Below are 13,748 nucleotides of genomic sequence, written 5' to 3'. Positions count from 1 at the left end.
AATGAACCGAAGGCTGGCTAGTTTCTTGCGCTCATTTTCTTCGTAAACAGCTTGATTGGTGTTCGTTTCTCTCTAATCAAATCTGTAAAGTAAAACAAGTTAGATAGCAATATGGTGAAAAACTGCGTAATTAAGAGATAAGTGTTTGTTTATTGAGGGAGTTTTGTTTAATAAGAAAAAGACCATCTTCATTCTTTTGAAAATGGTAAATGGTCTTTTTTAGACAAAAATATTTAAGACTTTCTACCAAATAATACAACAAAGTTAAAATATTTATATATACAGTCAACGTCCTTAAAGCCACTCTCTTTCAACCATTCCATTTGGTCGGCTAATGTCGACATTTTATCTAATTGAGTTCGTTCATAAGCAGCATGAATTTCTTCCTCTGACAATCCACTATTCTCCACTTTATTTTTCCAATCATTTTTATAAAGAGTTTCAAGAAAGGTTGTGTCCCCTAAAACTTGGTCAGCATTTACAAAAATGCCTCCATCATTTAATTGAGTATAAATTCGTTGATACAAATTCTTCTTTTCTATATGAGTTAAATGGTGGATGGATAGGGATGATACAATGATGTCAAACTTACTTTCAAACTTGCATGATGTATAGTCGTGGATAAGGTAACTTATATTTGAACAGTTAGAAAATCGTTTTTTTGCCACCTCTAGCATTTTTTCAGATATATCAATAAGTGTAATATTGGCTTTCGGAAATTTTTTCAGTAACAAAGATGAAAACAAACCAGTTCCTGCACCAATATCAAGTATACTTGGGGTTGTAGAAGGGCTATTTATTATTGAGATGGGAATAGAATAAAAATCATGAAAGCAAGGAATTAATTTACTTCTTTGATTATCATATTGGTTCGCTCCTTGATCAAATTTCTGTATAATGTCTTTTTTTGAATCATTCATATGTATCATCCATTTTCCTCCTTATATATTATTATTTTTAATTATATTGAATATTGAATATTAATGAAAATAACAATTATTTCAATAATTGATAACCAACTGTTATTGGTACATAGAGGAAGTTTATAAAACCTAGCATTATACGTATTGGGATTTTTATATTTTAGAACTAATGATATTTCTGGTTATTTAAGCTTTAGCTCACGTAATTACAACAACTAGAGGTTTAGAGTTAGCATTAGAAAAGACTAAAGTAAATCATATTGAAAATGGGTTTGATTTCTTAGGTTTTAACATAAGAAAATACAAAACTCACAATGGGAATAAAATTCTTATCAAACCTTCTAAAGATAGCATCAAAGCTGCTAAAAAGAAAGTAATCGATAAAACAAGACAATTCTATGGAAAAAACGTACAAGTACTTGTCAGTACACTTAATCCTATAATCATAGGTACAGCAAATAATTGGAGCCCAAGTGTCGCCAAAGAAGTCTTTGCCGAAATGGATTCTCATATATGGAGAACCCAATACAAGTTCCTAAGAAGGCTACAACACCCAAAAAAGAGTTGGCGATGGATTAGTCAAAGGTATTATAAACCAGACAAAAGTGGTCAAAGTAAGAGTAAGTGGATACTTACTGATCCTATAACTAATAACCAACTCAAAAGGATGTCTTGGACACCGATTTTAAGGCACGTACAAATCAAATATGATTACAGTCCTTTTAACAAATACTTAAAAGGATACTTTGAGAAACGTGATATTAAAGAGTTCGATAAAAATAATGTAGCTTATAGGCAGAAGGTAGCTAAAAAGCAAAAATACAAATGCCCTATATGTAGCCATTCAATAGCAGATGGTTCTGAAGGGTTAGAAACACATCACAAAATCCCTAGAGTTAAAGGCGGAAGTAATGAATATAAAAATCTAGAATTAGTTCATATCTCTTGTCACCTTGAATACCACAAGGTATTCCCCGCAAAAGGAGAAACTCCAAATGATATTCAACTCAAAAGCGTGAAGAGGTATATCAAAAACAAGAAACTATCAAGACTAATCTAGCCAAAGCTTGGACAAAGGCATGCTTGAGCCGTATGTTGGGAAACTAACACGTACGGTTCTTAGGGGGGACGGTGGCTGAAAGGTTGCCCTTCTACCCGACAAAAGGGAGCGATAACTTCAAACCCTTACCTATCTGTATTAATAAGTGTATGGAATAATTGAAAATCTGTCTCTTAAGAAAGTTTTTAACGGGTTAAGGAAGTGCATCTTCAGTAGTTTGGTGTAGAAAAGAATCTCTTGCAAATCCAGAATAGCTTTGAAATCATGCTTGTGCCTTTTTAAATAAATCCTTCGATTTTAAGATTAAGGAATCTTTGCTTAAACTTCCAACTACTGCTGCAATTTTTATATAGTTTACCTCCATATATTTGTTTTAAAAAGCCGGCACTAATTCTTAAGCGTGAATTTTTCCATCTAAACTTAATAACTTTCAGAACACATTTTTCGTTGATTTCATCTCCTTTCAAATATATTGTTATTTTATTTATTGTTGGATTTACGTCCAAACTTATAATAATAAAGAACTGTCATTACAACGACTATCACGGCTAGAGCCAGCAAAATGTTACTGTACACAAAAGCAACCTTATCATGTACAAACGGATTTAATTGAACAGTGCTTGTTCCACCGTCAAGTACCTTACCAATGACAGCCGTAGATCCTGCTGCAGCAATAAAGTTAAACATCGATAACAACCCCATACCAATTCCAATTTCATTCTTAGGCAAGGTACGTGAAATGGTGTTTGACATAGCAATTTGCATATAAGATTGACCCAGTACACCTAGTGTGAGGAAAATTTGAGTATACGTAGGTGACATCCCTACGACTGAAGAGAGAATAATAAAACCACCAACAAGCAGTGTTGAGGCAGTATACAGTAGAAAAGGATTCCCTTTCTCATCAGCTAATTTTCCGCCCTTTCGACCAAGAAACGCTGTAACAAGGGCTGAAGGCAACATTATGAATCCAATTAATGCAGGAGACAGACCATTAACATTCGATAACATAAGCGGTGTCAGGAATGGGATGCCGAACCCAACCGCGATGAGTACAAATGTAATGGCCATCCCCATCGAATATTCTTTATTTCTAAATATCACTGGATTCACGAAGGGAACGGAAGCATAGCGAATTCGCAGGATAAACAAAACTAAGATGACTAATCCACTTAATAAGAACCAGATATTTGATTGTGAAAGTGCCAGTAAGAAAGTGGATACTGTTCCTGCCAACAGAATACCGCCAATATAATCAATCTTTTCGTTTGTCACTTGCAGATCATCCAAATACTTTCTATAAAAGGGTAACGTGATTAGAGAGAGCAGAGGTATTACAAAGAGAAATTTCCAATTTAAAGCACTCGAGACGAATCCAGCAATAATGGGACCAAGTGCTGATCCAAGAGCAGTACCGATTGCAGAAGTTCCCAAAGCGTGACCACGGTTCTCAGGTGAAAAAAAACGAACAGGAATTATCATGGCCAACGCAGGTATCACAGCCGCACCAGCAGCTTGCAAGATCCTCGCAACGATGATCATCCAATACTGTGTAGCCACCACACCCACAATGGACCCAGCCGCGAGAAGTAAAAGACCAAACGTAATTAAAGCTTTAATGCTAAATTTATCTGATAATTTCCCATAGGTTACTGTGCCAATGGCATACACAATCAAGTAACCTGAGACAATCCAAGTTACTTGTGATGCGGTGAGTTCAAATTCCTTGCTGATTACTGGCAATACCACATTAAACATCGTTCCGTTCATAACTGAAATGATAAGTGTGAAGACTAGAACACGGAGTAAAAGTTGGCCTGTTTTATTTGTTGTAGCAGCTTTGCTGTTCATTTAAATTCTCCTCGATTCTATGAATAACCAAACAAATGACCGTCAGTGCTTACTGTCACAATGTTGGAAAAAACTAGGGAGTTAAGGCCCTAGAGAATAGCCATACAAACTCTTTAATAATATCTTCTAAAGAGAGAGCTGGAAAATAAGATCCTGCATTCAGATGATTTATAAATGTACCATAATTCAGGGACATAAATGAAAAAGCTTGTAGTTCCGGATTCGTTTCAATCAATTTTCCTTTATCATACATAGTTTTAAAATAATTGGTCAAAACCTCCATCAGTTGACGAGGATGTTTTATTGTTCGTTCTCTGAAGCCAGGTAAATTATCTTCTTCTTTCAAGCTAATCATAATCATTTTTCGATTACGATTCATAATTTCATGATATGTTCTACAGATCAATGTTAAGTCCGTTTGTAGGTCCCATACGAGCCTTTCATTAAATATCTTGGCCATTTCTTCTGAATAGTGATAATGGTCAAAGGCTGTTTCTAATAAGTTTTGTTTCGTTCCAAATTGGCGAAACAATGTTTTTTCACTTAAACCAGCAGAAGTAGCAATTTCTTGAGTTGTTACACTGCTATAGCCTTTTTTTGAAATTAAGTCAATGGCAGCCGTCATTAATTTCTCCCTACTGCTTAATTTTGTATTGTTAGACATCTTCATTCCTCTTTTCTAATCATGTCAGCAAACACTGTCATTGTTGTTATAGTAGCTAAAGTACATAACATTGTCAAATATAAATGAGACGAATGAAAAAAGATGCCTCATATTAAATCGAGAGGTGTCGTTAAAAGTGTCAATCCAACAAACTCGGACCGGTTATCGTTCACATGATTCTAAAGAAAAGACACTTGGGTTCCATCAGCAGCGGCTCAATACCGCCTTATTTCAAAAACAATATGAGTAGCTGTGGGTAAAGGGTCAGAGCATACTGAGCCAGGCGGATCCTGAGGCCAGAGTTCTTATAATGAGCCTTGACATATAATATAAACTAAGATAATATGTCCTTAAAATGACAGTCACCACTGACAGTCAAAGGAAAAGGAGATCGAATGAGTAGGAGTGGGAATTTGAGCAACAATGGATAAAATACTGTTGGCAGCAATTGATAATTGTGGAAAAAAGATATAAGTTGTGTAGATATTCACTAAGGCTTTAATCCCAATTTTTTTGTCCACATTGTGACAGTAAGTACTGACTGTCATTTAGATTTGAAGGGTGGTGGTTTCATAGAACAAAGTGATAAATACCAATGGAATGAAGAAGATAATTTATTTATGTTATTTTGAACAGTCGAATACCAACCACTATCCAAGGAGTGAACATAACATGACATTGAAAAAAGATGATAACACCCGCCGCGCCGCTGCCCGGCACACCCTGACCGAGCACCTGCGTCTTACCGCTGCAGGACACGTCGACGAATGGCTAAAGCTGTTTGCCTCGGACGCGGTGCTCGAGTTCCCGTATGCGCCGGCCGGTGTACCCAAACGAGTAACGGGACGAGACGCACTGTTTGCTCACATGAGCAACTTTCCCAAGACCTTTGACGTGGAGTTCGTCGACCTTGTGTTCCACGAGACCGTCGATCCGAATCTGGTGATCGCCGAATTCCGCTCGACGGGAACGGCGCTTCCAACCGGCAAGCCGTACGAGCAAACGTGCATCTCCGTCGTTCGGACTGATGACGACGCGCTCATCACCCACTACTGGGATTACTGGAACCCGTTGGTAGCGATCGAGGCGCTGACACCCCACGACGTGCAGGCCGATCCTGACCACAGCGTGACTTTTGGGAGCTGAGGAGAGGCCATGTTTTGGCGATGCTGATGCCTATGCTCGCCGCCGACAGTAGCACGAAAAGCGACAAATGAATTCGGACCATCATGGTGCCGTGTTCGATTGCTTCGCGCTAATGGGTTTCTACGGTACAACGACGTACAAGATCGCAGAGTGGATCGACGGTGGTGCAAGCAGAAAGGCTTCCGTTAAGCAAGCGTGACATCACCTGGGCTTGCTCTGTGATCGCGTAGTCGAATGAGTTTCCTCCGTCCATTACGAACTGTGTAACCAACGTTAAAGGCGTAGATGCGACCATCAGCATACGCTGAGACCCATGCATTTTCATTATAATCTCTTATAATAAACATGGTACCATTTCTTGAAAGAGGTGATGGTACCATGTTAATTTCCCAATGGCTCTAATTGAGGATCCGCAATTTATAGCTGAATGGAAATGGGAAGGATTTCAAAGCATTATTCGAATATGAACGATTTCATTATGATGATTAACTGCTCTATTTCCTTAACTCGATTCGACAGGTGTTATTTACAGTTGATAACCAGACAGTCTTCTTTATTTATTGTTCAAGTTAATCGTGACCTCATTTCTTTTATCTAATTCTTCTTCTCCCCAAAAGCAAATTGCATCTAATACAGGTATTAGTGATAGTCCCTTTTCCGATAAACTATATTCTACTTTTGGAGGTACTTGAGGATATTCTTTCCGATTAATTAGTTGATCACCCTCAAGCTCCTTTAGTGTATTGGTTAATGTTTTAAAAGAAATATTGCCAAGCATCCGTTTCAACTGGTTATAACGAATAGGGTTATTGTTTAAATATAAAGCATATAAAACTGTCATTTTATATTTTCCACCAATTAATGACAAAGTATATCCAAAACCAGTATCCTTCAAATGACCATTAAATACATAAGATTCTTTTTCCATTTAGCACTCTCCTTTAGGTTAGTATCGCACTTTAATTACCGTACTTGTAGCATGTTATAGAATACAATAAAATGAATTTACATTAAAGTATGATGCTAAGGAAGGAAAAAAGGAGGAAATAATAATGAAAACAATTGTCTATGTACATCCATGGGAAGGAAGTTTTAATCATGCAATCTTAACTTCGATAACGAATGACTTAGAAGATAAGAGAGAAAAATTTCAAGTAATCGATCTTTATAAAGACGAGTTTAATCCCGTGTTTACGAGTGAAGAATTGAAGCTATTCAATAGAGGTGAAACGCCTTACGAATTAGTTAAGGAATATCAGAAAAAATTAAGCCAGGCAACTGAGTTGATTTTTATATTTCCTGTCTGGTGGTGGGATTTACCTGCTATTTTAAAAGGGTTCATTGATAAAGTGATGTTGAGTGGCTTTGGTTTCCTAGAAGATAAACAAACAGGTGCCCTGATAGGATTATTGACCAATATAAAAAAAACAACGGTCATTTCAACTTCTACAACGGATAAAGAGTATATTGAATCTGAAGCGGGAAATGCTATTCAGGGAGTTTTCATTAACCGAACTCTAGATGACTTAGGAATTAAAAATGAATATACCAAATGGATACATTTTTCTAGAGTTAACTTGACAACAGATGAGAAGAGGAAACAATTTTTAGAAGAAATACCCCAACAAATTGCGAAACAACCAGGGTCTATACAGACCTGAGTGGACATTTGAGACGTAACTTACCTATGAAATTAAAGTTTTGGGAGAAATTTTATTGGCTTTAGGATTTATTGTTGTGTTATTGCCATTTATATTACCTTAATTAAACTAACTGTACTGTGGCTTTCCTTAGTTAAATAGGGAAGTCATTTTCTTATGTAACAAGCTTGGTAGCATTCCTGGTACTAAATAAATGTCTAGCTTATGGTAAAAACATGGCAGGTTTATGACATAAGCAATAAGGAATTACAGATAACAATAATCTGTAATGATACTTTCTTTTATTTAATTCAAAATCATTACAGATTTAATTGTTATAATATGACCTAAATATGGTTGACATAATTACTTTGTGTTTAAAATGTAGCTTGTTTAATCAGTGTGTGCGACAGCCATGACTTCAATCAATTGCTCTGGGAACGCCAGGTAAGTCACACCGATGAGACTGCCTGATGGTCTGTGTTGTTCTAGATATTCCTTGAACAGACTAATGACTGCCTCGGAGTGCTCTTGCGGATTTGTTAGAAAGATTTCCACATAAGCGAGGTTGGACTTCGTGACACCCATTTCCTTCAATACTCGATCGAGGTTCTCAAATGTTTGTCGAGTCTGAGCTTCAATACTCTCTTTGCCAACAAACATACCATCTTTATCGTGTGAAAATTGACCCGAAATGTAGATAGTACCGTTGACGCTGTATCCTTGGGTAATGCCATGATCCCATAGGTTGTGATTGTAGGTTTTAACATTAGTCATTTTTTTCTCTCCTTTATTTCAAAGTAAGGTAAGTATAAAATGAATACAAAGAAAAAAATAGTACGCACTTTTTAGATAGATACTACCAGAAAGGATAGTGTTAATATGAGTATGGCTGATTTTGAAGAAAAGGGTAATATCCAAGAGACACCTTTCGGATATACCTTGTCAGTTGTTGGAGGGAAATGGAAAATGCTAATTCTGTATCTCCTTTCGGAAAATCAACCCGTTCGCTTTAATGAGATGAAAAGAAGATTAAGAACTATCACCTATAAAACATTGAGTTCACAACTTAAAGATTTGGAAGCAGATGGGATGGTTATACGAAAAGAATATCCTCAAATCCCTCCTAAAGTGGAATACAGTCTTACGCATAAAGGAGAAACACTATTCCCTGTTTTAGAACAGTTATGTGAATGGGGAGAAAAAAACCGTGATAATTAACTTCTTTTGTATAGATAATGGGAACTACTTTGGAACAGAGTGAGGCTAATTCAGTAACTTAAATTAGAGAACAGAAAACAGTTGATAAGTACTAAAGAGTAGTGTTTTAAGATTTATTTGAGTATACAAATAGAAACAAAAAAGAGACCAGTTTATAGCAACGCGTCTCTTTTTTTAGTTCCTTTTTAAAGAACAAAAAGTAGCAAGACAGACTCTTGCTGCTACTTTAAAATTGTGTCCAGCTAATCCAATTTTTATGTGAAAAAACCTTAAAAGCACCAGTTCACCAGGGATGGGAAAGTAGGCTTTTAAGGTTTTCTGAAAGAAAGAGTATTATTTGGCAGATAATACTCTCGTGTTGGACAATATATATATCGGCTTATTTTTATAATTATTTATTGTTTAATAAAACCAAAAATTCCTTACTATATTTTATTAGGAAATCTCAATAAAGGATCATAACTTAATATATATAACCTCATTGTTTTGGTCCTAAGGGGCAGCATTCCTGTAATAAATATTATGAAACAAACAGGGCAGCATTCCTGTAATAAATGAAAACTTAGTTTATGGAAGAAACAGGACAGGATAGTGCAATAAGATAATGTAGGGGATTTAAAGGGGGGAGGATGTGTGTCCTTTAGAATAGCATCTGGAGCGGTAATAAAAAATTATACGGGAACTTTTATAAAGGAAAAAATTGAAACACTTCTTAGTAATCCGAATGAGGTATTATTAGTATTTGAAGAAGATCAGAGTGTTATAGCTTTAATTTCGATTCATTTTATACCTCAGTTAGCTGTAAAAGGAGATTTCGCAAGGATAAGTTACCTTGCGGTTGATAAGAACATCAGAAGTAAGGGGATAGGACGTAAGATTGAAGAATATTGCACTGATTTAGCTATAAAGAGAAATTGCGATTGAATCGAAGTGCATTGCCACTCAAGGAGAATAGATGCACATAGGTTTTATATGCGTCAAGGGTTTACGGAATCCCCAAAATATTTTATTAAAATGTTATCTCCATCTGAATAATATCCGTAATGTTGTTAAATTAAAGGGGATTTGATTAATGAAGGAAAAAACATGTTAATTTTAAAACTATATGTCCAGAGTTCCTGTAATCATTCTTATAGCACAAATTTGGCAGCATTCCTGTAACAAACGAAAACTTGGCTTATGGAATAAACAGGTCGGCATTCCTGTAATAAATAAAAAAACTAGCTTATGGTAGAAACGTGGGAGCATTCCTGTAATAATTGAAAACGCAGCTTATGGTAGAAACTTGGCAGGTTAATTAGGGTTCTCTTAAGGGATAACATAAAGAAAATAGAGACTGGGAAGTCTACTCCCCTTCTATATTAAAGAAGAAGTTAAGCCATATACCAAATGTTACTTATCTTGAGGACTTACATTTAGAAACTTCTATACAATCGAACTTTATTGATACATCCCAATTTATTGAAGCTGTTTTAAAGCGTTTGCAGGGGCTGGGAAAATAGCATTAGAATAACATCAGATTTAAATGATGCTTTAAGACTAGGGTAATTTTATTATCTATATTTATTATAGATAATATACCATTTTAAGTAGAAATTCCCCTCAGCATATGACTTTACTCATTATGGCTAAGATTGATCTTTAGCATTTTTAATAACTGGAATATTATATAGCTAATTACACTTAACAATAAACTTGGCTGGGTCAAGAAATTGTGAAAATCATACTTTTAGAGCAAAGGGCTTCTATAATGATTCAGCTTAGCCAAAAGATATAAGGCAGCCATAGGGCTGTCTTTTTTTATTGACTAAAAGTCAACAAGATTGAACATAATAATTGTACAAAAATAGACATATTCTAATATACACTTAACTACACATAATAGTGTACAGTTACATATTTATAATATATAATGGGAGGTGAAAACAATATGAAAGAGAAGGAGATGAGTAAATTGTCTGCCAAAGCAATTGAAGAAGTACAAAAAATCCGTCATGGTTTCCAAATGGGAAGTAGAGTAGGTGTCACACAGCTAGGACGTTCAACACAATGGCGTGAAGATTTGGACCGATTATCTGCAATGGAGGTCGTTGATCGCAACGAAACAAAAGCAATTTTACTCAAGCCGGAGGTATATGAAGCGATGGTAACCTACATGGAAGTATTAGAAAAAACTCAAGCAGAATTAGAAGCAGAACTCGAAACAGCAGAAGTTGAAGCGTTATATGGACATCGTTTGCACCGTAAGGAATCAGATTTTGTTATGGGTGGAAAAGAATCTGCACAAGATGCAGTTGCCCTTTTCTTGTCTAATCCAGAAAAGTTCAAGGCTCCACTAGATGGCGATAAGTAATACAAAAATAGCAGAAACGATTGGTCGAATTACTACAATGGCAGGTATTAAACATGTACCTGCAGATGTCATTGCGGACGTTGTAGCTTTAGCCAATGTTTTTCCAAATGAACCAGATTTCGATTCAGCTGCTGACAATGTTTTTCGCTCACTTATTCTAATCAGAAGAAAACCTCAAATTGGTGGGGAACTTAAAGATAATTATGCGGGATACCGTTCTTACCACTATCAAAGTAAAAGAGTAAAGAAACATCCAGCCGATTTGCGTACGATATATCGGGAAGTGAATGGAGTTATCTATCTTCATGGCTTTGGACATCGTCATAATCCAGATAGTGTCTATAAAAGATTCATGGGAAGATAAGAAGGTGTGGAGCAATCTGCATCTTTTTTATTTGGGTAAATATAACAAAAACCATACCAAGAATAAAAGATACCGATTTATACATTTTACATTTTCGGTGTTCTTTTACTTGTAATTCCAAAGGCAATCCAACTGGCAATCGCTAGTTGCGCGAGATATTCCGAGTGATCAATATACACAAGTTTGGTATTACCGCGCGCCTTGTTATCACATTGGATGAAGCGCAATAAATTATTTAATACGAATCAAATACTCAAAGGTATTGGATCATAACCCCCAAAAAAATTAATTTAAACATTAATAATGAAAAGCCTACTGGAGAAGAAAACACAGGGATAGTTGTTTTTCGGCGCAAAGCCAATTATGGGCATCGTTTTGAAAAGTTAAAAACCAACTAAGAATTTAACTTTATATATTACAAAAGACATTTCAACTTAGATTGAAGTGTCTTTTTTTAAGTAATTAGTTCGATGAGCTATTACCATATAAGTGGTAAAATTAATTGTGATTTTTCTAATCCTTAAAAGGGAGAGGAGATAGTATGAAAATTTTAGATTCTTCTAGTTTACAAGATTCTATGGAAGCTAGAGCAAAACATTACAAAAATCTAAGAGAGCAATTTATTCAACTAAAAAGGGCATTTAGTGAAATAGTTGATTTAGATGACTTTGAAGGAAAAGGTGCTGAAGCTATAAAAGGTTTTTACCAAGGTCAAATTGATGTTGTAGAAGCCTGGCAGCGGCTCATAGACAGGCAAATTGCTTTTTTTGAAGGAGTTGCCGACAAACTCCAAGATAAGGACCTAGGAGGCAATACAAGAGTCGAAACAGACTTCTTAGAAACTGCCGTTTCTCAAAAGGAAAGAATAGCAGATGAAATGATTACGGAGCAAAAGAGGGCTTTAGACAATATCTTTCGAGAAATAGATGATTTAGTATCATTAGACTCTTTCTCCCGCTCCGAGTTCGATGACAAAATGGCAGACATACATAAGAAAAGAACCAAAACACTAGATGTTGTATATGAACTAGATCAGGAGCTAAAGGAGGAATATAATTCTTCTGAAGGAGAAGAAGGTTATGTAATCCAATTATTTGGTGCTTTGTTAGAAGCGACTAAGCAAGGTAGCACTATTACTCCTATTAACTTTAATTCCGAAGCATTTCATGCTAGTGAAGCATACCAAGTAAAGTCAGAAGCAGAAGAAGTTACCGATAGTTATCTGACGTTTAAGAAAGATGAAAAAGAAGCCAGAGAAATAGAAAATCGCCCTTGGTATGAAGATTTTTGGGAAGGTACCAAAACATTTGCAGGAGAATTTAGTGGGTATTATGATTATAAAAGGGGAACTGAAGGAGTAGATCCAGTAACTGGAGAAAAGCTTTCTACTACTCAAAGAGTTACTGCCGGTGCCATGGCTTTAGCTGGATTCATTCCTGTTGTGGGTTGGGCTGGAAGAGCTGTAAAAGGTGGTAAAGGGATTTACTCCGCTACTAAGGGTGTTAGTGCTGCTGAACATGCGATGAGTGCTTACAAGAATGTTCGTTCCTTTTCTACATTAGAAAAAACGGAGATGGGTATTTATGGCCTTATTTCTGCAAATGGTCTGTCTGAATATCTAACAGGAAAAGACATGTTGGGTAACGAATTAACAGATGAGCAGAGAAAAGCTAGTCTTGCACAGGGTATTTTTGCTGGTTTACCATTCGTACCAAGTATGGCTAAAGAAGCTAATAGGTTAGGACAACAGGCTGTAAATTCTTCTGTTCAGCTGGGGAAACAAGGAAGAGATGTAACCCAAGCTTGGTTAGATGATTTGGGTAATCAATTGAATAATTTTGGTCCGCAGTTAAGAGTGGCAGATGGTGTTGGAAATGTTAATAAGTATCGTGAATCGAGGTCTCTAAACTTAGGTTCTATGAATAGCGAAAAAGAAGAGTTGTTGAGTATGTTATCAGGACGCAGCAACCAGGTAAGTAAAGCTAAAGTAGAAACTGTGTTGAAGGATTCTGATTTGGATGATATCCGAGCAGAGTGGAAAGTTCCTGAAACCCATACTATAGCGGTTGGAAAGGCAGCTGATATACCAGGATTAGAAGATAAAGTATTTAAAGGTGGTTCAATTAAAGTTCGAAGAGAAGCTGGCTTGAAAGACTTGGATGATATTTTCCCTGACCGTGATATACAAGCACCATACAGTCAAACCAACCCAAGACATATTCAATTTCTAAAACACGCTGAAGAAGGTGTAATTGCAGAATTCGATGCAGCTATTAAAGAGTTGGGAATAGATCCTAATGATGTAAAAGGAACCATTTATATGCATCAATCAAATCCAACAGGTGTATGTTCAATTTGTACTCAAGGGATATCTAATCCAAAGAAAGCTGCAGGTATTTTTAAACAATTTACGGATAAGTATCCGAACTTATCGATAGTAGTAACAACTCAGGTAAAAGACGGTGTACGAGTGTCAGGTAAACAAGAGTTCGTACTGCAAAATGGTCAGTTCGTTGAATAAGTGGA

Annotated in this window: 13 protein-coding genes; 8 read left to right on the top strand and 5 right to left on the bottom strand. The window is 36.1% G+C overall.

Features of this window, described 5'->3' with window-relative positions; translation table 11 throughout:
- Window positions 1-233 precede the first annotated feature (233 nt).
- A complete protein-coding gene (locus LXM54_RS26920; protein WP_233319313.1) occupies window positions 234-929 on the bottom strand; it encodes a class I SAM-dependent methyltransferase in 696 nt (231 codons plus the stop codon).
- 199 nt (window positions 930-1,128) lie between these two features.
- Here LXM54_RS26920 and LXM54_RS28375 point away from each other — a divergent pair, with 199 nt between their 5' ends.
- On the top strand, window positions 1,129-1,983 hold the full coding sequence (locus LXM54_RS28375) for a group II intron reverse transcriptase (RefSeq protein ID WP_325169600.1): 855 nt from the start codon (window positions 1,129-1,131) through the stop codon (window positions 1,981-1,983).
- A 480-nt stretch (window positions 1,984-2,463) separates the two neighbouring features.
- Here LXM54_RS28375 and LXM54_RS26910 read toward each other — a convergent pair whose 3' ends face one another.
- Window positions 2,464-3,834, bottom strand: coding sequence for an MFS transporter (locus LXM54_RS26910; RefSeq protein ID WP_233319311.1), 1,371 nt, complete (start codon window positions 3,832-3,834; stop codon window positions 2,464-2,466).
- A 73-nt stretch (window positions 3,835-3,907) separates the two neighbouring features.
- On the bottom strand, window positions 3,908-4,498 hold the full coding sequence (locus tag LXM54_RS26905) for a TetR/AcrR family transcriptional regulator (RefSeq protein WP_233319308.1): 591 nt from the start codon (window positions 4,496-4,498) through the stop codon (window positions 3,908-3,910).
- A 672-nt stretch (window positions 4,499-5,170) separates the two neighbouring features.
- Here LXM54_RS26905 and LXM54_RS26900 point away from each other — a divergent pair.
- Window positions 5,171-5,644, top strand: coding sequence for a nuclear transport factor 2 family protein (locus LXM54_RS26900; RefSeq protein ID WP_233319307.1), 474 nt, complete (start codon window positions 5,171-5,173; stop codon window positions 5,642-5,644).
- A gap of 553 nt (window positions 5,645-6,197) precedes the next feature.
- Here the strand turns inward: LXM54_RS26900 and LXM54_RS26895 are convergent.
- The gene (locus LXM54_RS26895) at window positions 6,198-6,572 is read right to left on the bottom strand and encodes a winged helix-turn-helix transcriptional regulator (RefSeq protein WP_233319305.1); all 375 of its coding nucleotides are present in this window, start codon (window positions 6,570-6,572) and stop codon (window positions 6,198-6,200) included.
- 124 nt (window positions 6,573-6,696) lie between these two features.
- On the opposite strand from LXM54_RS26895, the gene LXM54_RS26890 reads away from it, so the two are divergent.
- Window positions 6,697-7,305, top strand: coding sequence for an NAD(P)H-dependent oxidoreductase (locus LXM54_RS26890; RefSeq protein ID WP_233319302.1), 609 nt, complete (start codon window positions 6,697-6,699; stop codon window positions 7,303-7,305).
- 372 nt (window positions 7,306-7,677) lie between these two features.
- On the opposite strand, the gene LXM54_RS26885 is transcribed toward LXM54_RS26890, so the two are convergent.
- On the bottom strand, window positions 7,678-8,061 hold the full coding sequence (locus LXM54_RS26885; protein WP_233319300.1) for a RidA family protein: 384 nt from the start codon (window positions 8,059-8,061) through the stop codon (window positions 7,678-7,680).
- A 105-nt stretch (window positions 8,062-8,166) separates the two neighbouring features.
- Between LXM54_RS26885 and LXM54_RS26880 the strand changes: the two genes are divergently transcribed.
- The 5 genes from LXM54_RS26880 to LXM54_RS26860 all read left to right on the top strand — a co-directional run bounded on the left by LXM54_RS26880 (window position 8,167) and on the right by LXM54_RS26860 (window position 13,743).
- The gene (locus LXM54_RS26880; protein WP_233319297.1) at window positions 8,167-8,505 is read left to right on the top strand and encodes a winged helix-turn-helix transcriptional regulator; all 339 of its coding nucleotides are present in this window, start codon (window positions 8,167-8,169) and stop codon (window positions 8,503-8,505) included.
- A gap of 633 nt (window positions 8,506-9,138) precedes the next feature.
- Entirely contained in the window at window positions 9,139-9,429 is a 291-nt protein-coding gene (locus LXM54_RS26875) for a GNAT family N-acetyltransferase (RefSeq protein WP_233319295.1), read from the top strand.
- 1,006 nt (window positions 9,430-10,435) lie between these two features.
- Window positions 10,436-10,858, top strand: a complete 423-nt coding sequence (locus tag LXM54_RS26870) for a hypothetical protein (protein ID WP_233319294.1) — start codon at window positions 10,436-10,438, stop codon at window positions 10,856-10,858.
- Window positions 10,845-11,222: a hypothetical protein gene (locus LXM54_RS26865; RefSeq protein ID WP_233319292.1), complete on the top strand. Its 378-nt coding sequence runs from the start codon at window positions 10,845-10,847 to the stop codon at window positions 11,220-11,222. The genes LXM54_RS26870 and LXM54_RS26865 overlap by 14 nt, the downstream gene beginning before the upstream one ends.
- 541 nt (window positions 11,223-11,763) lie before the next feature.
- On the top strand, window positions 11,764-13,743 hold the full coding sequence (locus tag LXM54_RS26860) for a ribonuclease YeeF family protein (protein ID WP_233319289.1): 1,980 nt from the start codon (window positions 11,764-11,766) through the stop codon (window positions 13,741-13,743).
- Window positions 13,744-13,748 lie beyond the last annotated feature (5 nt).

It is taken from the genome of Bacillus sp. Au-Bac7 (genome assembly GCF_021341655.1).
Lineage (GTDB): Bacteria > Bacillota > Bacilli > Bacillales > Cytobacillaceae > Niallia.
This window is presented reverse-complemented; position numbering and strand designations above follow the sequence as displayed.